Origin of the sequence: Marinibacterium sp. SX1 (genome assembly GCF_050389775.1) — a bacterium.
In the GTDB taxonomy this organism is placed as follows: Bacteria; Pseudomonadota; Alphaproteobacteria; order Rhodobacterales; family Rhodobacteraceae; genus Marinibacterium.
On the sequence record NZ_CP177144.1, the window covers coordinates 1,790,755 to 1,816,200 of the forward strand.

Sequence of the window (25,446 nt, forward strand, 5' to 3'; positions counted from 1 at the left end):
GGGGCTGTCATCGGTCCGGTCATCGGCGTTTTCTCCCGATCAATCCATGACATAGCCATAGGACCCGCTGAAATCCTGCTTGGCCACTTCGCCGGCCGGGCCGGCCTGGGGCCGGTTGGTATCGGCCACCTTGCCGAACAGGAACAGGTCCTTTTCGCTGGGCGGCTTGACCCGGTCGGTCGGCAGGGCCAGCGCCTCGCCCCGGGTGGGGGTGACGAGATGGGCCGTGACGATGATCACAAGCTCGGTCTGGTTGCGCTGGTAATCGGCGCTGCGGAACAGCGTGCCCAGCACGGGCACGTCGCCCAGCCAGGGCAGCTGGGCCGAGTTGTCGAGGAAATTGTCCTCGATCAGCCCGGCGATGGCAAAGCTCTCGCCGTCGCGCAGCTCGACCGTGGTCGAGGTCGACCGGCGGGTGAAGGCATCGATCTCGAACCCGTTGACCGAGATCCCGTTGGAACTGTCGATGGCCGAGACCGCGGCTTCGAGCTCAAGGTTGATGACCTGGTTGTCGACGACGCGCGGGATGAAGTTGAGCTGGATACCGAAGGGTTTGAACTCGACCCCGATCTGGCCCAGGTCCTGGGCGATCGGCACGGGATATTCGCCGCCGGCCAGGAACTTGGCTTCCTGGCCCGACAGGGCCGTCAGGTTGGGCTCGGCCAGCGAGCGCACGACGCCCTTCTGTTCCAGCGCCTCCAGCAGCAGGCCGACCTGCACCGAACCGGCGTTGAAGCCGAACAGCACAGCCCCGGTGTTTTCGTTCGATTCCGGGATGTTGCCCGAAAACGCATTGCTCAGCGCGCCCGAGGTGTTCAGCGTGCCCGAGCCGCCGTTCAGGCCCAGGTTGCTGCCGAACATCGACCCGTTCAGGCCCAGCGAGGCCGACAGCGATTTCGACACCGCGCGCTGCATCTCGGCAAAGCGCACCTTGAGCATGACCTGGTGCACGCCGCCGACGCTCATCAGGTTGGACACCCGTTCGGGCGCATAACGCTCGGCCAGGTCCAGCGCCCGGTCCATCCGCTGGGTCGAGGACACCATGCCCGACAGCACGATGCCGTCATTGGCGGTGCGCACCTCGATCTTCTCGTCGGGCAGGATCTGGCGCAGGCGTTCCTTGAACTCGGTCACGTCGGCCGACACGTTGACCGTCACGTTGGTGATCAGCTGGCCGGCATCGTTGAGCAGGGTCAGCGTGGTCAGGCCCGGGCTCTTGCCCAGGACATAGATCGTGCGGTCCGACAGCGAGGAAATATCGGCGATGCCAGGGTTGGCGATCGACAATTCCGCGAAGGGCACATCACTTTCGACAACAACCGCCCGGTTCATCGGCACGTCCAGCGTCGAGCTGGCCCCGCGATTGACCTGGCGGACGATTTCGGCAGATGCCATCCCCGGCATCTGCGCCACGGCACAGGCCAGCCCCAGGAGGGCCGCACCAAAGGTCGTGCGAATTGTCATGTGACCTGCCTTTCCGATCACGCCTCGAGTGTTTCGGGTCTTGTTGCCCGGAATTGGCCTCATGTTGAGCGAGTTTGGCTTTTATTGCAAGAATCAACGCCTTTGGCCCGGGCGTTCATGTGGACAAGGTGCAACAGGTGACGCAAAAAGGCCGCTCTGCCGGGGCAGGGCGGCCAGGGCCCGCGGGGGCGGGCGCTGCGCAGGGGGCGATCAATTGGTGCAGGGGATCGGAATGTCGACCACCTCGGCGCCGCGGCGCGTGCGGATGGTGCAGACCTTCTTTTCCTTGGCGACGGGCTGGGTGTCTTCCTCGATGCCCAGCAGGATGCGCTGGTCGACATCCATGGCCGAGGCCACGGTATCGTCATCGGCGCCGACCAGGGCCAGCGACAGCCGCCCGGTGTTCTGCGCCTGGGCCAGGCCGGCGACCTGCTGGGGCAGGGCGGCCACGGTGACGGTGCGCGCGATGACCGTGCCGTCGATATCCTCGCCGGCGGTCTGGTCGATGGCGATCAGCTGGATGTTCGTGCCGATCAGCTTGGTCAGCTCGCCCCGGCCGCCTTCGATGGCATCGCGGGTCGACCCGGTCCAGTAGACATCGACCCGGTCACCGGGCCGCAGGAAGCCCGACACGCCCGAGGCCACGTCGACCTTGATCGTGAACGCCCGCATGCCCCGTTCCAGCCGCGAGGTGATGCCGGCATCCTCGCCGGGCTCGGTGATCTTGAGCGCCAGGACGGCCTCGTCCTTTTCCATCGCCCGCAGGACGAAGCGCGGCTCGTCCTCGATCGGGAACAGCGCCTCGGCCGAGGTAAAGGTGCCTTCGGGCATGGCGTTCTTGGGCCAGCGCACGGCGCGCACGTCTTCGGCCGTGATCGTCTCGCCATAGCGCAGGGCGCGGTTGGCCACCATGACCTGGACGGTCGGCACGACGGCATCGCGGGCCGCGCGTTCGCGGGCCAGCTCGGTCTGGTAGGCCGAGATGTAGTTCTTGGCCATCATCACGGCGCCGCCGGCAAGGGCCACCCCGACAATGAGGACCAGTCCGAATACTGCGCGCATGTCGTCACCTCTTTGATCTTGTCGCCGGACAGGTGGCGGCGGTTGGATAATCCTGTTCTCGCGTTAAGGATTATTTCCGAATTGTGTCCAAAAATGGGAAGCTCTGCGGAGCCGCGGCGGCAATCGGATCGAATCCGATGGATGGAGGCGGCCGTAGCGGGGCAGATCGGGGCAGGGGATGAGGGTCCCGGGTGTGTCAGGATGCACATCATGGCGCCCTGGGGCCTGCCGGCCATGCCGGCCTTGCCCCGTCCGCGGCGGCCCTGACCAGGGCTATCGCCCGGTCCCATTGGCCTGTCCGCGGCTTTGTACCTGCCCGGCGGGCCGCGAAGGTACGTCTTGGTGCCGGTCGCGCCGGCAGGTCACTCGATCTCGTAATTACTCAGATATTCCTCGAGCCCCACACCCATGCCCCCCGAGGCATGTTGGATCGAGGTGAAGGCCGTGGCGGCCAGGGCGACGACGGCGGCGGTCAGGACGACCCAGTCGACGGTGACGGCTCCGTCCTCGTCGCGGCAGAGCGTCTTGAGCTTGTTGAACATGGGATCCTCTTACGTGGCAGCAGGGGAGAGGAAGAAACGGCCACGCCTTGGCATGCAAAGCGTGGCCGCACGGATCTGTGACGAGACCGTCAGGCCCGAACTCAGTTCGGGTTTTCGTTCTCGATGAAGGTCTCGGTGTTTTCCGACAGGGTCGATGCACCGGATTCGATCGAGGTGTAGGCAGCGCCGGCCAGGGCGACGACAGCGGCGGTCAGCACGACCCAGTCAACCGTAACGGCGCCGTCTTCGTCTTTGCGGAAGCTTTTGATGAACTTGATCATTTCTTGTCCCTCCAGGGAGATTGGGGTTGTGTGTCCGTCCGCGTTGTCCTGGTGGCCGGGTCTCTCTCTTCCGGCCTGTCCATCGCGGCATGAGGACATAAAGCCCCCGGATTGGGGCGCCATTGCGGCGGGAAACAAGGCATTTCCATGTTTCTGACGCGTTTCGGGAAACAGATTGGTGACGGATTGCGTCCGTGGGGCGCCGGGGCCGGCCTTGCGAGGCACGGTGGGGCATGTCTGCTGTGCCGGAGAGGGCCATGCCGGGGCGTGATGTGACGATAAAGGGCCGCGGGGCCGGTCGGGCCGCGCGAAATGTGGATGGGCCGCGGTGCATCGGTCGTCTCGTGCGCCGTGCGGCAGGGGGGGCGGCGTTGCGGGAGAATCGTTCCAATTGCGGCCTGGCGCGGTGTGGCGGTCGCGTTGCGCGAAATGCAGGCGCCGACAGGGGCGGCGAATCGCGTTCTGCGCTTCGCGTGACGTGAAATGCGCAGTGATGTCGGGCCCGCGGCGGTCCTTGGCGGAAGGCGGGGGCCCGAAAACAGGAAAGGGCCGCGCCCTGCAGCGCGGCCCTTTCACGGGAAACTGATTGCCGAAACTTAGTTCGGGTTCTCGTTCTCGATGAAGGTCTCGGTGTTTTCCGACAGGGTCGATGCACCGGAGTCGATCGAGGTGTAGGCAGCGCCGGCCAGGGCCACGACAGCAGCGGTCAGCACGACCCAGTCAACCGTCACGGCACCGTTTTCGTCTTTGCGGAAGCTCTTGATGAACTTGATCATTTGATGTCCCTCCAAGGATCACAGGTTGGTTTTCGCTATCCCCCGTCGTCCCTGGCCCGCTCTCTCTACTCGAGGCCGCGTCCGTCGTTGGATGAGCCCATATGGACCACGCCGCGTGGCAGCATTGGGGCGCTCAGACGGAATTTTCTGTACCCGGGGCGATTTTGTTAACTTTCCGGTAATCCTTTGATTCACATGACTTTGTTATTTGGCGGCACGTCGAGGAACGGGGCGGATCGGCAACGGATCGGGGCGAATCTGACCAATCCGTCACAATTTGGGCAGGAATTTCTGGCCAAAATCCGGGGCTTCGTTAATCCTGTCGGCAAAACCAGATCACCAAGATCGAGCAGTCCGAGGCCCAAAATGTTTGCCCATAAGATGGTGGCAAGCTGTCTTGCCTGTGCGCTGGCCCTGCCGCTGGCGGCGCAGGACGTCAGCACGCCCGCAGAGTTTCCCGAGTTTTCGGCCAAGCGGGTGAAACCGCCCAAGCCCGGCACCAAGCGCCGGATCACCGTGCAGATCGATCCCGATGCCGCGCCGGTGCGCTCGGTTCCGCCGCCGCCCACGGCCGAGGAAAAGGCCGCGCGTGCCCTGCCGCGCGTGGCGGGCAGCACCTATGACTGGTTCTGGGAGCGGGTGTCGCCGGCGCTGGGGGATACAGGGCCGGGACGGTTGCAGCCGGCCCTGGCCGCGCTGGCCAGCGCCGGGCCGGTATCCGCGCCGCGCCTGCAGACCCTGCGTGACATTGCCAGCGCCCGGGCGATTCCCATCCTGACCTCGACGGTCGGCACGCGGGTGTCGCCGGCCCTGGTGCTGGCGGTGATCGCGGTGGAAAGCGCGGGCCGGGCGGATGCGGTGAGCAAGGCCGGGGCGCAGGGGCTGATGCAGCTGATGCCGGGGACGGCCCGGGAATTCGGCGTGGCCGACAGCCTGGTGCCCGAACAGAACATCGCCGGCGGCGTGCGCTACCTGGATTACCTGATGAAGGAATTCGACGCCGACCCGATCCTTGTTCTGGCCGGCTACAATGCCGGGCCGGGATCGGTGCGCACCCATGGCGGCGTGCCGCCCTTTCCCGAAACCCGCGATTACGTGCCCAAGGTGCTGGCCGCCTTCCAGGTGGCCAAGGCCCTGTGCCAGACCCCGCCCGAGCTGATCTCGGACGGATGCGTCTTTTCCACGTCGAACTAGCGGGTGCCCGGTGGGGCGGTGGCGGCGCGTGATCTTGCGCCACACTGATCTGCATGGGATCGCTCATCTACCCGGAGGGGATCGCCCATCGCCGGGACGGGCACGTCGTCGCGCCCACCCAGGCTCGCATGGGAGCGCCCGCCGCCCAGACCGGCCCGCAATTGCGCCCACCGAAGTCGGAAGGTGATCGCCTGCCACCGAGATCGGCCCGCGACTGGCCCGACGTCGCGCCGACGCAAGCTGACGCGCAATCACGCCCGCCGAAACCGGCACATGATCGCGCCGGGAGAAACGGCGCGGCCCGGTCTCACCGGCCCGCGCCCGATCCCGTGTCAGTCGACCAGGGTGGCCTGGGTGGCGGCGCGCAGCTCGTCCTCGGTCACGCCCTCGGCGCATTCGACGATCTTCAGCCCGCCGTCGACCACGTCCAGCACGCCCAGGTTGGTGATGATCCGGTCGACCACGGCCTTGCCGGTCAGCGGCAGGGTGCATTCCTTGAGCACCTTGCTGTCGCCGTGCTTGTTGGTGTGGTCCATCACCACGACAACCCGCCCGACACCGGCCACCAGGTCCATCGCCCCGCCCATGCCCTTGACCAGCTTGCCCGGGATCATCCAGTTGGCCAGGTCACCGTTCTCGGCCACTTCCATCGCGCCCAGGATCGCCATGGCAATCTTGCCGCCCCGGATCATGCCGAAGCTCTGCGCGCTGTCGAAATAGGCCGTCTGGGGCAGTTCGGTGATCGTCTGCTTGCCGGCGTTGATCAGGTCGGGGTCGATCTCGTTCTCGGTGGGGAAGGGGCCCATGCCCAGCATCCCGTTCTCCGATTGCAGCGTGACCTCGACACCTTCGGGGATGAAGTTGGACACCAGCGTCGGGATGCCGATGCCCAGGTTCACGTACCAGCCGTCTTCCAGTTCCTGTGCCGCGCGGGCGGCCATCTGATTGCGGTCCCAAGCCATCTGTCGTCATCCTCCATGATGCCGGCCAACCGGGCCGGGCAGGGTGCTTACCCTAGGGGCTACTTTTGCAGCCCGAGGGTTTCAAGTATTTCCCGCCATTGCAGCGCGCCATAGTCGGGATTCATGTGGGCATTGTCGTCGTCGTCATGCGTCCGCTCGTTCAGCTTGATCGACCCGCGCGAGAATTCCGCCCGGGTCAGTCCGCGGGCGCCGATCGTCTCGGCCGGCTGGTCGATCAGCGCGAGGCCCAGCGGCTCCAGCGCGCGGGTGGCGGCGGCGGTGCAGTAATCCAGCGCCTCGCCCAGCCCGGTGCTGTCGCGGTTCAGCGCGGCCAGCTTGCGCGACGCCTCCAGCGCGGCTTCGGACTGGCGCGGGCGCTGGACCACGCAGACCCGGGTGTCGGTGCGGTTGTGCCAGCAGGGATCGGGCAGGGCGCGGGCGATGCTGGCCGTCAGCAATGCATCAAAGGCCGGGCGCGAGACGATCTGATCGGCGCCCACCGCGCGCAGCCCGTCGACATCGGCATGTTCCAGCAGCGACAGCAGGCCCATGTCGGTGAAGGCATGGCCGACCAGGATGACCCAATCGTAGCTGGCGACATCGACGGTCAGGCTGCCGTTCAGCCGTTCGAGCGATACCCGTGCCTTGGTCGGCAGGAGATCGGGATCGTGCAGGCCAAAGACATGGCCGTCCTGCATCGACAGTTCGGCAAAGATCCCGGCGGGCGCGACGAGGAAATCCAGATCGAAGGGCCGGTCCTCCGGCGTCATCGCATCCCAGGCCATGCGCAGCGCGGCGGTGTGGGACGACCCGATCATCACCGCCCGGCTCATCGCGAGAAGGCCTCCAGCAGGGCGTCCTCGCAGACATCGTCGGCCCGGGCCCCGCCCGCTCGGGCCCGGCGCGGGGCGGTCTTTTCCGCACCGCCGCCCGACGGGGCCGCATCGGCCGATGGGGCGGCCCCATGGGCGGCCATGAAGGTGTTCATCGCCGTCTGCACGCCCAGCCGCGATACCGTGCGCTTGTTGGTCTCGTAATAGACCCCGCGCGTGTTGGCCGAGGTGATGATCTCGTAGGACGGGAAGTAGTCGACATCGTCGTTGGCATCGGCCAGCGCCCCGCAGACCGCCCGCAGGACCGACTTGGAATAGCAGGTGGCCACCTCGACATGATGGCCCGAGGCCGTGGCCGTCAGCGGCACGGGGGACGTCGTGATCAGGAACCGGACATCCTTGTTGCGCGCCCGCATGAGCGCCATGAAGGTCTCGAAATCGCGCTTGATCTCGTCGTAGCGGTAATTGTGGAACCCAAAGACCGCATCATCGTGCCGGCCGGCAATCGTGCCCGGCGCGGTGGGATAGACCGTGCCGCTCTCGCGGTCGATCCAGGCCTCGGTCAGGCCGAAGGTAAAGACCATCAAGTCACAGCGGAAGAAGGCCTTGCGCACGTTGATCAGGTGGCGTTCGCGATGGGCCAGCACCGCCTCGGGGCTGTCGAATCCGTCGGGTTCGATACTGGGCCTTTGAGCATCGACATACCGCCCGTCGCGTTCCCAGACCCGGTGCGCCGGGGTGACCTTGCCCCGCGCTTCCTCGACCAGCTGCATCAGCTGACGGGTGGTGTAGATATTTCCGTAGCGCGCCGAGTAAAGCTCGTATCCATAGCGCTGCGCCAGCGTCAGATCGACATCCAGCGGCATCGGTTCGGTGTCGATGACGTTGAACCCGGCGGTCTTGAGCGCCCGACCCACATGCTGGGCAAAGCAGGATCCGGCCGTGGCGATGCGCATGTCGCGGGTGATCGGGAATTTCGGGCGATAGACATCGCCGGGGTCCAGCGGCTCGCGGTCGGTAACGGCCGACCGCCAGAAGGCCCGGGGTTCCAGGTCGCTGTAGGGACTTGCTGGGGCGCCCATGTGCTCCCTCCCGGCCGGAGGTCAGGTCGGCGGCCGGGCACCCGCTCCGGCGGGCGGGCCCGGCCCGGGGCGATCAGGCGGCGCGGACGGTGCGCTGTTCGATCCGCTTTTCGTGCTCGCCCTGGATCAGGCGGTGCACGTAGATGCCGGGCAGGTGGATCGTGTCGGGGTCCAGGCTGCCGGTCGGCACGATTTCCTCGACCTCGGCCACGCAGATCTTGCCGCACATGGCCGCCGGCGGGTTGAAGTTGCGCGCGGTCTTGCGGAACACCAGGTTGCCCGTCGCATCGGCCTTCCAGGCCTTGACGATGCTGAGGTCGGCAAAGATCCCCTCTTCGAGGATATAGGTCTCGCCGTTGAAGTCCTTGTGTTCCTTGCCCTCGGCAATGACGGTGCCCACGCCGGTCTTGGTGTAGAAACCGGGGATGCCGCAGCCGGCGGCGCGCATGCGCTCGGCAAGGGTGCCCTGCGGGTTGAATTCCAGCTCCAGCTCGCCGCTGAGATACTGGCGCATGAACTCGGCATTTTCGCCCACGTAGGACGAGATCATCTTCTTGACCTGCTTGGTCTGCAGCAGGATGCCGATGCCGAAATCGTCAACGCCGGCATTGTTTGAGGCAAAGGTCAGGTCCTTGGTGCCGGCATCCTTGATCGCCTGCAGCAGCAGCTCGGGGATGCCGCACAGGCCAAAGCCCCCTGCGGCGATCAGCATTCCGTCGAACAGCACCCCATCAAGAGCTTCCTGGGCCGAGGCATAGACTTTTTTCATGAAATGCTTCCCACGTCGTTGCTGACTGTACCAGGGGCCGCGTCCCTCCTGGCCGCGCCCGTGACGGCGGCGCCACTCCAGACCCCGCCCGAAGTCGAATGCCATTGGCCCGGCGCGGCTGTCAACATGCGCATGGCCCCGGGCCGGGGGCGGGGTGGCCTATTCGGCCTCGCCCGCCTGCGATGACGACTCATCACCGCCGGTCTTGGCGGATTTCGGCGCAGCGGCCTTCTTGGGTGCTGCCTTCTTGGTCGCCGTTTTCTTGGCTGTGGTCTTCTTCGCCGTCGTCTTCTTGGCCGCCGCTTTCTTCGGCGCGGCCTTCTTCTTGCCCTTGCCGGTCTTGGCCGCCCGTTCATCGATCAGCTGAACGGCGAAATCGATGGTCACATCCTCGGGTTCGACCTCGTTCGGAATCGTCGCGTTGACCTTTTCCCATTTCACGTAAGGCCCATAGCGGCCCTTCATGACATTGATCGGTCCGCCGTGCTCGGGATGTTCGCCCAGCTCTTTCAGCGGCGTCGCCGCCGCGGCCTTGCCCCGCTTGGGCTTCGAGGCCAGCACCTCGACCGCGCGGTTCATGCCGATCTCCCAGACGTCCTCGACGCTTTCCAGGTTGGCATTGGTGCCGCCCTTGAAGGAAATCGAATCGGCGTGTTTCAGGTAGGGCCCGTAGCGCCCGATGTTCGACCAGATCATCACCCCGTCTTCCGGGTGAGGCCCGATCTCGCGGGGCAGGGCCAGCAGCTTGACGGCCTGTTCCAGCGTCACCTCGTTGGGCGGCCAGGGTTTGGGGATCGACTGGCGCGGGGGCTTGGGCTGTTCGTCCGTCGCCTCGCCGCGCTGGACATAAGGCCCGAACCGGCCCTTGAACGCGTAGATCTTGTCGCCCGCATCCTCGCCCAGCACCTTGCCCTCGGGCGGGATGTCGCTGGGGTCTTCCTGGCCCGGAGGCCCGAAGGGGCGCGTGTACCGGCATTCGGGATAGTTCGAACAGCCGATGAAGGCCCCGCCCGACCGCGCCGTGCGCATCGACAGCCGGCCCTGGCCGCAATTGGGGCACAACCGCGGGTCGGTGCCTTCCTCGTTGGGCGGGAACAGGTGCGGTTCCAGCACCTCGTTGATCTTTTCCAGCACCTCGGTGATGCGCAGATCGGCGGTTTCCTCGATCGCCGCCGAGAAATCCTGCCAGAACTTCTGCAGCACGTCCTTGTAATCGGCGTCACCCGCGCTGACCTGGTCCAGCTCGTCTTCGAGCCCGGCGGTGAAATCATAGCCCACGTAGCGCCGGAAGTAGTTTTCCAGGAAGGCAATGACCAACCGGCCCTTGTCCTCGGGAATCAGCCGGTTCTTGTCCTTGCGCACATAGCCCCGGTCCTGGATCGTCGTCACGATCGACGCATAGGTCGACGGCCGCCCGATGCCCAGCTCTTCCATGCGCTTGACCAGCGTCGCCTCGGTGTAGCGCGGCGGGGGCTGGGTGAAATGCTGTTCCGGCGTGATCGTCTTCTTGTCGGCCTTCTCGCCCTCGTGGACCTGGGGCAGGCGCTTGTCGTCGTCATCGGTCACCGCGTCGTCGCGGCCTTCCTCGTAGACCCGCAGGAAGCCGTCGAACAGCACCACCTGGCCGGTCGCGCGCAGGCCCACCTGGCCATCGGCGCTGCCCACCTCGACGGTCGTGCGCTCCAGCCGGGCCGATTCCATCTGGCAGGCCAGGGTCCGTTTCCAGATCAGGTCGTAGAGCCGGCGCTGGTCCTGGTCGGTCACCTTGAGGCTGTCGGCGTCGCGGCCCATGTCCGTCGGCCGGATGCATTCATGCGCTTCCTGGGCGTTCTTGGCCTTGTTCTTATAGACCCGCGGGCTGTCGGGCACGTATTCCTTGCCATAGCGCCCGGCGATCTCGTCACGCGCGGCGGTCACCGCCTCGGGCGCCATGTCGATGCCGTCGGTCCGCATGTAGGTGATGTAGCCGGCCTCGTAGAGCCGCTGGGCCGTCGACATCGTCTGCCGCGCGCCCATGCCGAACTTGCGGCTGGCTTCCTGTTGCAGGGTCGAGGTCATGAAGGGCGCCGACGGGTTGCGCGCGGCCGGTTTCGCCTCGACCGACGTGATGGTCAGGTCGCGGCTGTTGATCGCCTGCACGGCCAGCTCGGCCTGGGTCTGGTTCTCGATGTCGAACCGGTCCAGCTTGTCGCCGGCCAGGCTGACCAGGCGCGCCTCGTATTCCTGGCCGCGCGGGGTGGTCAGGATCGCCTTGACCGACCAGTATTCGCGCGGGCGGAAGGCCTCGATCTCCATCTCGCGCTCGACGATCAGGCGCAGGCAGACCGATTGCACCCGGCCGGCCGATTTCGCGCCGGGCAGCTTGCGCCACAGGACCGGCGACAGGTTGAAGCCCACCAGGTAATCCAGCGCGCGGCGGGCCAGGTAGGCCTCGACCAGCGGCATGTCGACCTGGCGCGGGTTCTGCATGGCCTGGGTGACGGCGTCCTTGGTGATCGCGTTGAAGACCACCCGGCTGACCGGCGTGTCCTTCTTGATCGACCGGCGCTTGGTCAGCGCTTCCTGCAGGTGCCACGAAATCGCCTCGCCCTCGCGGTCGGGGTCGGTCGCGAGGATCAGGGCGTTGTCGTCGGCCAGTGCGTCGGCGATGGCCTTGATGTGCTTCTTGCTGTCGGATCCGACCTCCCACAGCATGTCGAAATCATGCTCGGGATCGACCGATCCATCCTTCGGCGGCAGGTCCCGAACATGGCCATACGAGGCCAGAACGGTGTAGTCTGGGCCGAGATATTTGTTGATCGTTTTGGCTTTGGCCGGAGATTCGACAACGACAACAGGCATTTAGCGGAAATCCTCAAGGCACGGGTACCGGGCGGTTATTGGCCGCGGAAGATGTGGGGTGCAAGAGGCGATTGTCAATCGCGGCGGAAAAGCCGCGGCCGAACCGGCCCCCCGGCGGGGCGAATTGCCTAGGAAACGCGCGTGACCATGCCGCCGGAGCAGCGCTGGATCCGGCCGTCGAGCTCCAGCTCGACAAGCGCGGGGCCGACGCTGCGCGGGGTGGAGGCCAGGTCGCGGATCAGCTGGTCTTCGGCCAGCGGGGCGGGGCCCAGCCGCGACAGGATCTGCTGGTGCAGGGCGGCGGTTTCCTGCCGGCTGCGCCGGTCGGCGGGCGGTTGCGGCGGGGGTTGCTGCGCGGGCTGCACCTTGGGCTGGGCAGTGTCCCTGGCTGCCCTTGCGGCGTTGTCCTTTGCTGCCCCGGTGGAGGGCATCAGCGGCGACAGCGCCTCGATCACGTCCTCGGCATGGCGCACCAGCGTGGCACCGTCTCGGATCAGCATGTTGCAGCCCGAGGCGCGCGGATCATAGGGATGGCCCGGCACGACCAGGACCTCGCGGCCCTGGTCCAGCGCGTCGCGGGCGGTGATCAGGCTGCCCGACCGGGCCGCGGCCTCGATCACCACGACGGCCTGCGACAGGCCCGACACGATTCGGTTGCGACAGGGGAAATGGCGGGATTTCGGTTGCAGCCCCATGGGCTGTTCCGACAGCCGGGCGCCCTTGCGGGCGATGTCATGGGCCAGCCGGGTGTTCTCGGCCGGGTAGATCATGTCGACCCCACCGGCCATCACGGCAATCGTCCCGGTGTCGAGCGCGGCCTCGTGGGCGGCGGCATCGACGCCCCGGGCCAGGCCCGAGACCACGACAAAGCCCGCCCGGCCCAGGTCCCGCGCCAGCCCGCGGGCCATGCGCAGCCCCAGAGACGAGGCATTGCGCGCGCCCACCAGGGCGATCAGCGGCTGTTTCAGCCAGTTGGCATCACCGATCACCCACAGCAGTGGCGGGGCATCGGGCAGTTCGGCCAGAAGGGCAGGGTAGTCGCCCGAGCCAAGGCACAAAAGCCGCGCTTCGGCGGCTTTTGCGGCCTTGATCTCGGCGTCTATGATGCCGGAAGGACATATTTCATAGTCCTCGATCCCGGCTGCGCGTGCCAGTTCAGGCAGCGCGGCCAACGCGTTCTGCGCCGACCCGTGTTCGGCCATGAGCCGGTGAAACATGGTTGCACCGACACGACGCGAACGCAGGAGACGGAGCCACGCAAACCGATCTTCTTCCGTGGTGGGTGGGAGTGGGGGGTGAGTGGAAGAAATTCGGTCTTCGGTCATCCGCGGCTCCGCCTACTGCACGAACAGCTTTACGGCTCCAAGGGTTAATAGGGGGTAAACCGAAACACCTTTTTCTCGTTTTTTCGCGAAAACCGTCAGATTGCCGCACCGCCCACTGTCAGCCCGTCCATCAGCAGGGTCGGCTGGCCCACGCCGACCGGCACCCATTGGCCGTTCTTGCCGCAATTGCCCAGCCCCGGGTCCAGCGCCATGTCGTTGCCGAGCGCCCGGATCTTGCTCAGCGCGGTGGCCCCGTCACCGATCAGCGTGGCGCCCTTGACCGGCGCTCCGACCTTGCCGTTTTTCACCCGGTAGGCCTCGGTGCAGGAAAACACGAACTTGCCGTTGGTGATGTCGACCTGGCCGCCGCCAAAGCCCACGGCCCAGATGCCGTCCTTGATGTCGGCCACGATGTCGCCCGGCGCGACCGACCCGCCCAGCATGTAGGTGTTGGTCATCCGCGGCATCGGCGCATGGGCATAGCTCTGCCGCCGCCCGTTGCCCGTGGGCGGCACGCCCATCAGCCGGGCGTTCTGGCGGTCCTGCATGTAGCCCACCAGGATGCCGTCCTCGATCAGCACGTTCTTGCCCGAAGGCGTGCCCTCGTCATCGACGGAAATCGATCCGCGCCTGTCCGGGATCGTGCCGTCATCCAGCACGGTCACCCCCGGTGCGGCCACCCGCTGACCCATCAGCCCGGCAAAGGCCGAGGCCCCCTTGCGGTTGAAATCGCCTTCCAGCCCGTGGCCCACGGCCTCGTGCAGCAGGATCCCCGGCCATCCGGGCCCAAGTGCGACCTCCATCACGCCGGCCGGCGCGGGTTCGGCGCCCAGGTTCACCACCGCGATGCGCAGCGCCTCGCGGGCCTTGGCTTCCCAGGATGCACGCTCGATCAGGCCGTCGAGCCCGACACGCCCGCCACCGCCGGCCGTGCCGCTTTCGCGCCGGCCGTGTTCCTCGACGATGACCGACACGTTCATCCGCGTCATCGGTCGCGCATCGCGCACCAGCACGCCGTCGGGGCGCAGGATCTCGACCTCCTGCAGCCCGGCCGACAGCGAGGCCGTCACCTGCACCACGCGCGGGTCCAGATCGCGCAGGAAGGCGTCGATCTCGCGCAGGGTGTCGACCTTGACCGGGAAGGGCAGGCCCGAGATCGGGTCGTCGTCGCCGTAAAGCCGGACGTTGGTCGGTTGTGGCCCCTCGGCCCAGGTGCCGCCGCCGTCGCCCACGGCCAGCCGGGTCGTCTCGGCCGCCCGCAACAGGGCCTGTTCCGAGATTTCGGTGGAATGGGCATAGCCCGTCACCTCGCCCCGCACCGCCCGCAGGCCGAAACCCTCGGACGCGTCATAGGTCGCGTTGCGCAGCCTTCCGTCATCGAAAACAAGGGCTTCCGACTTGCGGCGCTCCAGGAACAACTCGCCGTCATCGGCCCCGTCGGTGGCCTGGCGCAGCACGGCCAGCGCCTCTTCGCGGCCGATGGCATCGTCCAGCGGGCGGAATGATTCTGAGCTGTCTCGGTGCATGTCGGAGGCCTCGCGGTCGTTGTCCTGGATCAAAAAGCGTCTGTTTGCCGCAAACAGACGTCTTTATCTGCGCGGTTGAATATGTTTTCTAGCTGGCTCAATGACAACCGGTCTCGGCGCGTGCGTTCGCGACCGTCTGTGGCACATTGCGGATGAACCGATCAGGACACGACATGAAACACGTTCTTACCCTTTCGGGCCTTTTCGCGGCCCTCACCGCGCTTCCGGCCGCGGCGCAGGAGCAGCTTGAAGTCATCGGCAAGCCGGTTTCGGGCAAGCTGGGCTTTCAGCCCGCGGCGACCGAACTGGCGCGCGACATTCATTCGCTCGACCACCTGCTGCTGGTCATCATCACCGTGATCTGCCTGTTCGTCGTTGCCCTGCTGGCCGTCTGCATCGTCCGCTACAATTCCAAGGCGAACCCGACACCGGCGACCTTCACGCACAATTCGCCGCTGGAAATCGCCTGGACGCTGGTGCCCGTGCTGATCCTGGTCTTCATCGGTGCCTTCTCGCTGCCGGTCCTGTTCAAGCAACAGGAAATCCCGGAAGGGGACGTAACCATCAAGGTCGTCGGTTACCAGTGGTACTGGGGCTATGAATACGTCGATCACGACTTCGGGTTCGAATCGTTCAAGCTCGAGCGCGACCAGCTGGCCGAATACGGCTACGCCGACGACGAATACCTGCTGGCCACCGACACCGCCGTTGTCGTGCCCGTCGGCAAGACCATCGTCATGCAGGTCACCGGCGCCGACGTGATCCACGCCTGGACCATCCCGGCCTTCGGCGTGAAGCAGGACGCCGTGCCCGGCCGCCTGGCCGAGCTGTGGTTCAAGGCCGAGAAGGAAGGCATCTATTTCGGCCAGTGTTCCGAGCTTTGCGGCAAGGACCACGCCTACATGCCGATCACCGTCAAGGTCGTGAGCGAAGAGGCCTACGAGGAATGGCTGAACGGCGCGATCGAGGAATATGCCGGCACGCCGCGGAACGATTACCGCGTCGCCTCGAACTGAGGCGGGCCCCCGCCCGGGTGGGCGGGGCAATGTGCCAGGATGACAGCGGGCGGGCCGGCCTGGCCCGCCTGTCCAAGCAGAAAGACCGATCATGAGCGACGCCAGCTATCCCATCACCGGCAAGGACGATGAAGCGAGCTTCGGGGATTATTTCGCCCTGCTGAAGCCGCGTGTCATGTCGCTGGTGGTGTTCACGGCCTTTGTCGGCCTCCTGGCCGCGCCGGCATCGGTCAATCCCTTCGTCGGCTTCTGCGCGATCCTGTTCATCGCCGTGGGCGGCGGCGCCTCGGGCGCGCTGAACATGTGGTGGGACGCCGATATCGACCGGGTCATGAAGCGCACCGTCAAGCGGCCGATCCCCGCCGGCAAGGTCACCGGCGACGAGGCCCTGGCCATCGGCCTGACCCTGTCGGTCTTCTCGGTTGTCATGCTGTGGCTGGCAACCAATGCCCTGGCCGCGGCGATGCTGGCCTTCACCATCTTCTTCTACGTCGTGATCTACACGATGTGGCTGAAACGCTCGACGCCCCAGAACATCGTCATCGGCGGCGCCGCCGGGGCCTTTCCGCCGGTCATCGGCTGGGTCGCGGCGACCGGCAGCATGTCGATCGAGCCCTGGCTGATGTTTGCCCTGACCTTCATGTGGACGCCCCCGCATTTCTGGGCCCTGGCCCTGTTCATGCGCAACGATTACGACGATGCCGGCGTGCCGATGCTGACCGTCACCCATGGCCGCCGGGCCACCCGCGTGCATATCCTGGTCTACACCATCCTGCTGGCCGTCCTGGCCATCGGCACCGGCTTCACCGGGCTGGGCGGGCCGGTCTACCTGGCCACGGCCGTCGTGCTCAACGCCATCTTCCTGGCCGGCGCATGGCGCATCTGGCGCCGGGACGAGACCATGGCCGAGGCCGACAATTTCGCCGTCGAGCGCCGGTTCTTCCGGGTCTCGCTGCTTTATCTCTTTGCCCATTTCATGGCCATCCTCGTGCAGGCCGCGCTTGGGCTCTATGGTCTGGGAGGCTGGTCATGAGCTTTCGTGTCACCCATGAGCTGCACCACCGCCGCAGCAGCCGCAACATCGGCACCGGCCTGGTGCTGGCGGCCTTCATCTGCATCGTCTTCGGGCTGACCGTGGCCAAGGTGTCGACGGGCAATTTCGTCGAAACCCAGCCCGCGCAGGAGGGCAGCGGCCAATGAGCATGAGCCCCAAGCGCAAGACCCTGATCCAGCTGGTGTCGGTCGTCGTCTTCATGGGGGCCATGGCCTGGGCCGCGATCCCGCTCTACAACTGGTTCTGCCGGGTGACCGGCTACGGCGGTTATACCAACACCGCCGAGGGCGATTCCGACACCATCCTCGACAAGACCATCAAGGTGCGCTTCGACGCCTCGCGCGAAAAGGGCATGCCCTGGGAATTCAAGCCGGTCCAGCGCGAGATGGAGCTGAAGATCGGCGAGACGGGCCTGGCCTTCTACGAGGCCTACAACCCCACCGACCGGCCCGTCGCCGGCCAGGCGGCCTATAACGTGACGCCCTATACGGCCGGATCGTTCTTTGCCAAGATCGAATGCTTCTGCTTCACCGAGCAGGTGCTGCAACCCGGCGAGCGCGTGCAGATGCCGGTGACGTTTTTCGTCGACCCCGAGATCGTGACCGACCGGGACGGCAAGTTCGTCCACACGATCACACTCAGTTATACGTTCTATGAAATAGATCTGCCCGAAGACTATGCCGCCTTGACGGATGCGCAGGCAGAGGCGATCAACACGTCCGAAAGGTGAGGGACAAGCCGATGGCACACGCTAAGAACCACGACTATCACATTCTCCACCCGTCCATCTGGCCGCTGGCCGCCTCTGTCGGCGCGTTCCTGATGCTGTTCGGCGGCGTGCTCTGGATGCACGGCAGCGGCGCATGGCTCTGCCTGATCGGCCTGGCCCTGGTGCTGTACACGATGTACGCCTGGTGGGGCGAAACCGTGGCCGAGGAACATGCCGGCGATCACACGCCCGTCGTCCTGATCGGCCTGCGCTACGGCTTCATCCTGTTCATCATGTCCGAGGTCATGTTCTTCTCGGCCTGGTTCTGGTCGTTCTTCAAACATGCCATCTACCCGATGGAAGATTACGTCGGCAGCGAATACACCGCGCCGGTCATCCACCCGGTCGATGCCTTCCACCTGCCGCTGATGAACACCCTGATCCTGCTGCTGTCGGGCTGTGCCGTGACCTGGGCGCACCATGCGCTGGTCCATGGCAACATCCGCAAGCCGGTGATGCAGGGCCTGCTGATCGCCGTCGTGCTGGGCGTGTTCTTCTCGGCCCTTCAGGCCTTCGAATATTACGAGCTGCTGGCCCACGAGGGCTGGGAATTCGGCGGGGACGAGTTCTATTCGAACTTCTTCATGGCCACCGGCTTCCACGGGTTCCACGTCATCGTGGGCACGATCTTCCTGTTCATCTGCTTCCTGCGGTCGACCAAGGGCGATTTCACCCCCGAAAGCCACATCGGCTTCGAAGCCGCCGCCTGGTACTGGCACTTTGTCGACGTGGTCTGGCTGTTCCTGTTCTTCGCCATCTACATGTGGGGCGTCTCGCTGCTCTGAGTTCGGATTGGCGGTTGAAAATCCGCCTCCGACCCGACAAGAAGCAAGGCGCGCGGTTCCCCGCGCGCCTTTCGCCTTTTTCCTGGGCCCTGCCGACCCCTGTCCGGTGCGGCCCGCCACCCTGTTCCAACCGGTCCCATGCGCCGCATCCTCTTCCTCTTGCTGATCGGACTGGCCGGCACCGCCACGCTGGTCTGGCTGGGTGTCTGGCAATTGCAGCGCCTGGCCTGGAAACAGGACATGCTGGCCCGGATCGACAGCCGCATCGCCGCCGCGCCGGTGGAGCTGCCCGACGATCCCACGCCCGAGACGGCCGGTTTCCTGCCCGTCCGCGTGACCGGCGAGATCCTCGACGGTGAAATCCTGGTGCTGGCCTCGATGAAACAGGTCGGCCCGGGCTATCGGGTCATCGCGCCCTTGCGCGTCGGCGGGCGCACCGTGCTGATCGACCGCGGCTTTACCACCACCGAATTCGAAGACGCCCTGCGCAGCACCGGCAGTTTCGAGGTCACCGGCAACCTGCACTGGCCCGACGAGGTCGACGGCTTTACCCCCGACCCGGACGAGGCCGCCGGCCTGTGGTTTGCCCGCGACGTGCCGTCGATCGCCGCCGCCCTGGGTACCGAGCCGGTGATGATCATCGCGGCCACCCCGACCGATCCGACCATCCTGCCCCTGCCGGTCGACAGCTCGGGCATTCCCAACGACCACCTTCAATACGCGATCACCTGGTTCCTGCTGGCCGCCGTCTGGGTGGTCATGACCTATTTCTTCGCCCGGCGCCTGCGCGCCTCCGACCCCAAAGGCCAAGACACATGAGCTATATCTCCACCCGCGGCATGGCGCCGGAACTGACCTTCGAAGAGGCCATGCTCACCGGCCTGGCCCGCGACGGCGGCCTTTATGTCCCGGCCGAGATCCCGACGCTGAGCGCCGAGGACATCGCCGCCCTGAACGGCCTGTCCTACGAAGAGACCGCCTTTCGGATCATGAAGCCCTTCATCGGCGACACGTTCGACGACGATACCTTTCGCGCGATCATCGCCCGGGCCTACGATGGCTTTGACCACGCCGCCCGGGCGCCCCTGAAGCAACTGGATGGTAACCATTTCCTGCTTGAGCTGTTCCATGGGCCGACACTGGCCTTCAAGGATTTCGCCATGCAGCTCATCGGCCAGATGTTCCAGGTCTCGCTGGCCCGCGCCGGCGAACGGGTGACCATCGTCGGTGCGACCTCGGGCGATACCGGATCGGCCGCGATCGAGGCCTTTCGCGGTCTCGACAATGTCGATGTGTTCATCCTCTTCCCCCATGGCCGGGTCAGCGAGGTGCAGCGCCGCCAGATGACCACGCCGGACGATGCCAACGTGCATGCCCTGGCCGTCGATGGCGATTTCGACGATTGCCAGGCCCTGGTGAAGGCCATGTTCAACGATTTCGACTTCCGCGACCGGGTGCGCCTGGCCGGGGTCAATTCGATCAACTGGGCGCGCGTGCTGGCCCAGGTTGTCTATTACTTCTCTTCCGCCGTCTCGCTGGGCGCGCCGCAGCGCAAAGTCAGCTTTACCGTGCCCACCGGCAATTTCGGCGACATCTTCGCCGGCTACATCGCCAAGCGCATGGGCCTGCCGATCGACCGGCTGGTCGTGGCCACCAACCAGAACGACATCCTGCACCGCTGCCTGTCGGGCCAGGGCTATCACAAGGGCCCCACCGTGCCCTCGATCAGCCCGTCGATGGACATCCAGGTCAGCTCCAATTTCGAACGGGCCCTGTTCGACGCCTATGGCCGCGACGGCCGCGCCGTGGCCCAGCTGATGGACGAGCTGAAGCAGGGCGGTTTCGAGGTCAGCCAGGGCGCCTTGCAGATGCTGCAGGACACCTTTGCCTCGGGCCGGGCCTCCGAGGAGGAAACCCGCGCCACGATCCGCGCCACCCTGGGCTCGGCGCAGGAGCTGCTGTGCCCGCATTCGGCCGTGGCCGTGAAGGTCGCCAACGAAGAGCGCGATCCGGCGGTGCCGATGATCACCCTGGCCACCGCCCATCCGGCCAAGTTCCCCGATGCGGTCGAAGCGGCTAGCGGGGTCTTTCCGCCTCTTCCCCCCCGGATGGCGGACCTGTATGAACGGTCGGAACGGGTGACCCGGATTGCCAATGATCTCCGGGCGGTTGAATCTTTCATTACGGAGCAAATCGCGAATTGACTGTCAGACTGGACCGACTTCCCAACGGCGTGCGCATCGTTTCCGAGGTCATGCCGGGCCTGCAATCCGCCTCGATCGGGGTCTGGGTTGCGGCCGGCGGGCGCCACGAGCGGATCGAACAGAACGGCATCGCGCATTTCCTCGAACACATGGCCTTCAAGGGCACCCGCACGCGGTCGGCCCTGCAGATCGCCGAGGCCATCGAGGATGTTGGCGGTTACATCAACGCCTATACGTCGCGCGAGGTCACGGCCTATTACGCCCGCGTCCTGGAACAGGATGTGCCGCTGGCCATGGATGTCATTTCCGACATCGTGCTGAACCCGGTCTTCGACCCGCGCGAGATCGAGGTCGAGCGCGGCGTGATCCTGCAGGAAATCGGCCAGTCCAACGACACGCCCGATGACATCATCTTCGACTGGCTGCAGGAAGAAAGCTATCGCGACCAGCCCCTGGGCCGGACGATCCTGGGCCCGGCCGAACGGGTGGGCAAGTTCGGGCGCGACGACCTGGCGGCCTTCGTGGCCGAACATTACCGGCCCGAACACATGATCATCGCTGCCGCCGGTGCGGTGGATCACGACGTGCTGCTGCGCCTGGCCGAAGAGCTCTTTGGCCATCTGCCGGCTCGCGACACGGCCGAGCCGCTGGAACAGGCGCGGTTCACCGGGGGCGAGGTGCGCCGGTCCAAGCCGTTGGAACAGGCCCATTTCGCCCTGGCCTTCGAAGGCCCGGGCTATCGCGACGACCGGATCTATACCTCGCAGATCTATTCCTCGGCGCTTGGCGGGGGCATGTCCTCGCGGCTGTTCCAGGAAATCCGCGAGAACCGCGGCCTGTGCTACACGATCTTTGCCCAGACCGGGGCCTATGGCGACACCGGCACAACGACGATCTACGCGGGCACCAGCGGCGACGAGCTGGGCGACCTGGCCCGGATCACCATCGCCGAGATGAAGCGTGCGGCCGACGACATGACCGAGGCCGAGATCGCCCGGGCGAGGGCGCAGATGAAGGCCGGCATGCTGATGGGGCTGGAAAGCCCGTCCAACCGGGCCGAACGGCTGGCCCGGCTGGTCCAGATCTGGGACAAGGTGCCCCCGCTCGAGGAGACTGTCGAACGGATCGACGCGGTGACCACCGAAGAGGTGCGGGCCTTTGCCGAAGAGATGGCCGTGACCGCCCCGGCGGCGCTGGCGCTCTACGGGCCGATCGATGCGGCGCCCAGCCTGGCCGAGATGCAGGAGCTGCGCACCGCGTGACGGCGGGCAGGTGTCGACTGCATGTTGCTGACCAAACGCAAGCTGAAGATCGAGACGGAGCGCCTGACGCTCCGTCCGCCGACCCATTCGGATTTCCGGGCCTGGACCTCGCTGCGCCGCGAGAGCCACGATTACCTCACGCCCTGGGAGCCGACCTGGGCGCATGATCACCTGACGCGCAAGGCCTTCACCAACCGGGTCTACTGGGCCCAGCGGTCGGTGGCCTCGGGGTCGGCGCTGCCGCTGTTCCTGTTCCGGCGCGAAGACGAGGTGCTGGTGGGGGCGATCACGCTGGACAACATCCGGCGCGGCCCGGCCCAGGCCGGCACGCTGGGCTATTGGACGGGCAAGCCGTTCGCCCGCATGGGTTTCATGCGCGAGGCGATCGGCGGGGTGGTTCATTTCGCCTTCACCCGGCTCGACCTGTCGCGGATTGAAGCCGCCTGCCTGCCGGAAAACGCCGCCTCGCGCGGGCTGCTGGAAAGCTCGGGGTTCAAATACGAAGGCGTGGCCCAGAGCTACCTGCAGATCGACGGCCGCTGGCGCACCCATGTGCTCTACGCCTCCCTGCGTTCGGACCGCCGCGGCCGCACCGACGTCGGCTAAGGCCCCCCGCGCTGCGTAGGGCGGGGTTTACCCCGCCGCCCCATACGCCCCATTCTCCCGCACAGGCCCCGCCACGCCCCATCCCGCGCCGCCCGACAGACGGGCAGGCCGCGGCCTGCCCGGTCACGAGGTCTTGAGCACCGCCGGTTTCTCTGGCCTTGCAGGCGCCGTCGCTTACCCTGAGCCGGTCAACAGGGGATACGGCCCATGCCTTTCACGCCCAGAACGTCCGACCGCCCGCGCCATCCGGCCCCTTTCACCGCCCTGGCCCCCGTCGCCACCCTGGCCGCCCTGGCCCTGACGGCGGACGAGGCCCGTGCCCAATCCACCGACGGGTCCCGCCGCCCCAGCCATTGCATCGCCATCGCCGATGCCGCCCCGGGACTGACATATGTGCACAAGGCCGCCTGGACCGACCCACTGCCCGATTACACCGTCCGCCTGCATTACATCACCCATGCCAGCTTCCTTTTGCAGACCCAGGGCGGGCTGAACATCGTCACCGATTACACCGGCTTCACCGGCACCGCGCCGCTGATCCCCGATGTCGTCACCATGAACCACGCCCATTCCTCGCATTGGACCTCGGCGCCCGATCCGGCCATTCCCCACGTGCTGGAAGGCTGGGGCGTCTATGGCGAAGGCATCGACCACCATCTCGACCTGGGCGACATGCTGATCCGCAACGTCTCGACAGACATCCGCTCGCCCTATGGCGAAGGCGTCGAGGAAAGCGGCAATTCGGTTTTCATCTTCGAGGTCGAAGGCCTGTGCATCGGCCACCTGGGCCACCTGCACCACATCCCCAGCGACGCGCAATTCGCGGCCATGGGCCGGCTGGACGTTGTCATGGCCCCGGTCGACGGCGGCATGACCCTGCCGCTGCCCGAGATGATCACCACGCTCAAGCGCCTGAAATCCTCGGTTGTCATCCCGATGCACTGGTTCTCGACCTATTCGCTGCAGGCCTTCCTGGCCGGCATGCAGGACGATTTCGCCATCGACATGAGCAAGGGATCTTCGGTCGAGGTCTCGTTGCGCGACCTGCCCGACCGGCCGACCATCGTTGTCCTGGCCCCCGAATGGCTCGAAGACGCCCCTGATTGAGACCCGCTGCTGACCTGCGAGCCAATCGAAGGCGCCATTGATCCCCTTGTCAGGGCCTGGCCCGGGCGCCCGCCCGCGACCTTGCTTCGGCCGCCGATTGCCCGCCCGATCACGGCCCGCCCATGGCCGCACCGCGCGGCTTGACCGAGGGTCGCTTGGCCCTTGCCGCCGCCTGCGTTCCGGGCTCTAACTCGGGCATGACACTCAATCCCGCCGACGCCGCCTTCGCCGCCCAGACCGGGCTTCCCTCGGACCGGCTGCGCCCGGCCGATCCGCGCTACATGGACGAGCCGCGCGGCAAGTATCCCGGCGTGCCCGGCCTGCTGGCCCTGCCGCACTCGGTGGACGAGGTTGCCGCCCTGGTCGCCACGGCCGCCCGCATGCGCGTGCCCGTCGTGCCCTATGGCGGGGGCACCGGGCTGGTCGGCGGCCAGGTCGCCACGTCCGGCCCCGCGCCGCTGATCCTCTCGCTGGAACGGATGACCCGCATCCGCGCGGTCTATCCCGATGAAAACGTGCTGATCGCCGAGGCCGGCGCCATCCTGGCCGATGTCCAGCAGGCCGCGCGCGCGGCCGACCGGCTGTTTCCCCTGTCGCTGGCCGCCGAAGGCTCGGCCCGGATCGGCGGCACGCTGGCGACCAATGCCGGCGGGGTCAACGTGCTGCGCTATGGCGCGGCCCGCGACCTGTGCCTGGGGCTCGAGGCCGTGCTGCCCGACGGCCGGATCTGGCACGGGCTCAAGCGCCTGCGCAAGGACAACACCGGCTATGACCTGCGCAACCTGCTGATCGGCGCCGAAGGCACGCTGGGCGTGATCACCGCCGCCGCGCTCAAGCTGTCGCCGGTGCCGGCAGGGCAGGGCACGGCCTTCCTGGCCGTGGCCGACCCGGCCGCCGCCCTGCGCCTGTTGTCCATCGCCCGGGCCCAGCTGGGCGAAGCCATCTCGGCCTTCGAGATCATGCACCGACAGGGGCTGGATTTCCTGGCCGAGACCATGCCGCAGGTGCGCCAGCCCTGGGAGACTCCTCCGGAATGGTCGGTGCTGATCGAACTGGGCCTGGCCGCCGGGATCGACCCCGAAGAGGCCCTGGCCCGGCTCTTCGAGACCGGGCTGGAAGAAGGCCTCGTGACCGACGGGCTGATCGCCCAGAGCGCCCAGCAGCGCGATGCGTTCTGGACCGTGCGCGAAAGCATCCCCGAAGCCAATCGGCTGGTCGGCGCGGTGGCCAGCCACGACATCTCGTTGCCGCTCTCGGCTCTGCCGGATTTCATCGCCGAGGCCGGCCCGGCGCTGCAGGCGCTGGGGCCCTGCCGGATCAATTGCTTCGGCCATGTCGGTGACGGCAACCTGCATTACAACGTGTTCCCCGCCCCGGGCCAGGACCGCGACGCCGCCCGCCAGGGCGCGGCCCGGGTCTCGGCGCTGGTGCATGACCTTGTCGCCCGCCACGACGGGTCCTTCAGCGCGGAACACGGCGTCGGCCGGGCCAAGGCGGCGGTGCTGGAGCAGTATGGCGATCCGGTGAAACTGGCCGCGATGCGCGCGATCAAGGACGCGCTCGATCCGGCCGGCATCATGAACCCGGGCGCGGTCCTGACCGTGTGACCGGGGCAGGGCGGGCGGTCGCCCTGAGGCGGCCGATCGCCCCGGGCCACGGCGCGTCTCAAGTGCTGGTGTCTTCGCGCGCCCCTTGGGGACGAGCGGTGGCCGCCGGCATTTTGGCTGCTTCGTCTACCGTGCCAGGGGCGCCTTCCTGGCATCTTGGCGAGCGGGCATCAGTGTCCGGGTCGTCTTCTCCGCCTGCCACGATGGGAAACCGTGGCCCGCGTTGGTGCCCAGATGCAAGCGGTCCGCCTCTGAACCGGGGGTGGCGCCGCCGGGCCCTTTTCTGGGATGGACCGCCCGTGCCAAAGGTCACGGATGGATACTTTTAAAGAGAAAGAAGCAGCATGCGCGCTCTTCTGCTTCTTTCTCTTCTTAAATA

Annotated in this window: 24 protein-coding genes; 12 read left to right on the forward strand and 12 right to left on the reverse strand. The window is 66.5% G+C overall.

The features are described from left to right. Positions 1 to 39 precede the first annotated feature (39 nt). From ACK3BB_RS07885 to ACK3BB_RS07905, 5 genes are all read right to left on the reverse strand, one after another. Positions 40 to 1,464, reverse strand: a complete 1,425-nt coding sequence (locus ACK3BB_RS07885; RefSeq protein WP_428928171.1) for a type II and III secretion system protein family protein — start codon at positions 1,462 to 1,464, stop codon at positions 40 to 42. 210 nt (positions 1,465 to 1,674) lie between these two features. After that, entirely contained in the window at positions 1,675 to 2,526 is an 852-nt protein-coding gene (cpaB, locus tag ACK3BB_RS07890) for a Flp pilus assembly protein CpaB (protein ID WP_428928172.1), read from the reverse strand. Positions 2,527 to 2,888: 362 nt separating this feature from the next. Continuing rightward, positions 2,889 to 3,068, reverse strand: coding sequence for a hypothetical protein (locus ACK3BB_RS07895; protein ID WP_428928173.1), 180 nt, complete (start codon positions 3,066 to 3,068; stop codon positions 2,889 to 2,891). A 101-nt stretch (positions 3,069 to 3,169) separates the two neighbouring features. Then, positions 3,170 to 3,349 (reverse strand): hypothetical protein, encoded by a 180-nt coding sequence (locus ACK3BB_RS07900; RefSeq protein ID WP_428928174.1) that lies wholly within the window; start codon positions 3,347 to 3,349, stop codon positions 3,170 to 3,172. A gap of 596 nt (positions 3,350 to 3,945) precedes the next feature. Further along, a complete protein-coding gene (locus ACK3BB_RS07905) occupies positions 3,946 to 4,125 on the reverse strand; it encodes a hypothetical protein (RefSeq protein WP_428928175.1) in 180 nt (59 codons plus the stop codon). A 366-nt stretch (positions 4,126 to 4,491) separates the two neighbouring features. On the opposite strand from ACK3BB_RS07905, the gene ACK3BB_RS07910 reads away from it, so the two are divergent. Next, on the forward strand, positions 4,492 to 5,319 hold the full coding sequence (locus ACK3BB_RS07910; RefSeq protein WP_428928176.1) for a lytic transglycosylase domain-containing protein: 828 nt from the start codon (positions 4,492 to 4,494) through the stop codon (positions 5,317 to 5,319). 332 nt (positions 5,320 to 5,651) lie between these two features. Here ACK3BB_RS07910 and ACK3BB_RS07915 read toward each other — a convergent pair whose 3' ends face one another. The 7 genes from ACK3BB_RS07915 to tldD form a co-directional block, all read right to left on the reverse strand. Continuing rightward, a complete protein-coding gene (locus ACK3BB_RS07915) occupies positions 5,652 to 6,281 on the reverse strand; it encodes a 3-oxoacid CoA-transferase subunit B (RefSeq protein WP_428928177.1) in 630 nt (209 codons plus the stop codon). Positions 6,282 to 6,340: 59 nt separating this feature from the next. After that, complete coding sequence (locus ACK3BB_RS07920; RefSeq protein WP_428928178.1) at positions 6,341 to 7,114, reverse strand: hypothetical protein; 774 nt, start codon at positions 7,112 to 7,114, stop codon at positions 6,341 to 6,343. Beyond that, positions 7,111 to 8,196 carry a GSCFA domain-containing protein gene (locus tag ACK3BB_RS07925; RefSeq protein WP_428928179.1) on the reverse strand — a complete coding sequence of 362 codons (1,086 nt, stop codon included), beginning with the start codon at positions 8,194 to 8,196 and terminating at the stop codon, positions 7,111 to 7,113. The genes ACK3BB_RS07920 and ACK3BB_RS07925 overlap by 4 nt, the downstream gene beginning before the upstream one ends. A gap of 73 nt (positions 8,197 to 8,269) precedes the next feature. Continuing rightward, the gene (locus ACK3BB_RS07930) at positions 8,270 to 8,965 is read right to left on the reverse strand and encodes a CoA transferase subunit A (RefSeq protein ID WP_428928180.1); all 696 of its coding nucleotides are present in this window, start codon (positions 8,963 to 8,965) and stop codon (positions 8,270 to 8,272) included. Between the two features lie 159 nt (positions 8,966 to 9,124). After that, complete coding sequence (topA, locus tag ACK3BB_RS07935; RefSeq protein WP_428928181.1) at positions 9,125 to 11,806, reverse strand: type I DNA topoisomerase; 2,682 nt, start codon at positions 11,804 to 11,806, stop codon at positions 9,125 to 9,127. 128 nt (positions 11,807 to 11,934) lie between these two features. Then, the gene (dprA, locus tag ACK3BB_RS07940; protein ID WP_428928182.1) at positions 11,935 to 13,131 is read right to left on the reverse strand and encodes a DNA-processing protein DprA; all 1,197 of its coding nucleotides are present in this window, start codon (positions 13,129 to 13,131) and stop codon (positions 11,935 to 11,937) included. 95 nt (positions 13,132 to 13,226) lie between these two features. Further along, positions 13,227 to 14,657: a metalloprotease TldD gene (tldD, locus tag ACK3BB_RS07945; RefSeq protein ID WP_428928700.1), complete on the reverse strand. Its 1,431-nt coding sequence runs from the start codon at positions 14,655 to 14,657 to the stop codon at positions 13,227 to 13,229. A gap of 173 nt (positions 14,658 to 14,830) precedes the next feature. Between tldD and coxB the strand changes: the two genes are divergently transcribed. From coxB to ACK3BB_RS08000, 11 genes are all read left to right on the forward strand, one after another. After that, positions 14,831 to 15,673: a cytochrome c oxidase subunit II gene (coxB, locus tag ACK3BB_RS07950; RefSeq protein ID WP_428928183.1), complete on the forward strand. Its 843-nt coding sequence runs from the start codon at positions 14,831 to 14,833 to the stop codon at positions 15,671 to 15,673. Positions 15,674 to 15,764: 91 nt separating this feature from the next. Beyond that, on the forward strand, positions 15,765 to 16,706 hold the full coding sequence (cyoE, locus tag ACK3BB_RS07955) for a heme o synthase (RefSeq protein ID WP_428928184.1): 942 nt from the start codon (positions 15,765 to 15,767) through the stop codon (positions 16,704 to 16,706). Beyond that, positions 16,703 to 16,873 carry a hypothetical protein gene (locus ACK3BB_RS07960; protein ID WP_428928185.1) on the forward strand — a complete coding sequence of 57 codons (171 nt, stop codon included), beginning with the start codon at positions 16,703 to 16,705 and terminating at the stop codon, positions 16,871 to 16,873. The genes cyoE and ACK3BB_RS07960 overlap by 4 nt, the downstream gene beginning before the upstream one ends. Beyond that, a complete protein-coding gene (locus ACK3BB_RS07965) occupies positions 16,870 to 17,457 on the forward strand; it encodes a cytochrome c oxidase assembly protein (RefSeq protein ID WP_428928186.1) in 588 nt (195 codons plus the stop codon). Before ACK3BB_RS07960 ends, ACK3BB_RS07965 begins: the two co-directional genes overlap by 4 nt. A gap of 11 nt (positions 17,458 to 17,468) precedes the next feature. Continuing rightward, positions 17,469 to 18,281: a cytochrome c oxidase subunit 3 gene (locus tag ACK3BB_RS07970; protein WP_428928187.1), complete on the forward strand. Its 813-nt coding sequence runs from the start codon at positions 17,469 to 17,471 to the stop codon at positions 18,279 to 18,281. A 138-nt stretch (positions 18,282 to 18,419) separates the two neighbouring features. Further along, the gene (locus ACK3BB_RS07975; protein ID WP_428928188.1) at positions 18,420 to 19,100 is read left to right on the forward strand and encodes an SURF1 family protein; all 681 of its coding nucleotides are present in this window, start codon (positions 18,420 to 18,422) and stop codon (positions 19,098 to 19,100) included. Continuing rightward, positions 19,097 to 20,485: a threonine synthase gene (gene thrC, locus ACK3BB_RS07980; RefSeq protein ID WP_428928189.1), complete on the forward strand. Its 1,389-nt coding sequence runs from the start codon at positions 19,097 to 19,099 to the stop codon at positions 20,483 to 20,485. The genes ACK3BB_RS07975 and thrC overlap by 4 nt, the downstream gene beginning before the upstream one ends. Continuing rightward, a complete protein-coding gene (locus ACK3BB_RS07985) occupies positions 20,482 to 21,747 on the forward strand; it encodes a M16 family metallopeptidase (protein WP_428928190.1) in 1,266 nt (421 codons plus the stop codon). Before thrC ends, ACK3BB_RS07985 begins: the two co-directional genes overlap by 4 nt. A gap of 21 nt (positions 21,748 to 21,768) precedes the next feature. Then, positions 21,769 to 22,353: a GNAT family N-acetyltransferase gene (locus ACK3BB_RS07990; RefSeq protein ID WP_428928191.1), complete on the forward strand. Its 585-nt coding sequence runs from the start codon at positions 21,769 to 21,771 to the stop codon at positions 22,351 to 22,353. A 207-nt stretch (positions 22,354 to 22,560) separates the two neighbouring features. Then, positions 22,561 to 23,460, forward strand: a complete 900-nt coding sequence (locus ACK3BB_RS07995) for an MBL fold metallo-hydrolase (RefSeq protein ID WP_428928192.1) — start codon at positions 22,561 to 22,563, stop codon at positions 23,458 to 23,460. Positions 23,461 to 23,657: 197 nt separating this feature from the next. Next, positions 23,658 to 25,067 (forward strand): FAD-binding oxidoreductase, encoded by a 1,410-nt coding sequence (locus ACK3BB_RS08000; protein WP_428928193.1) that lies wholly within the window; start codon positions 23,658 to 23,660, stop codon positions 25,065 to 25,067. Positions 25,068 to 25,446 lie beyond the last annotated feature (379 nt).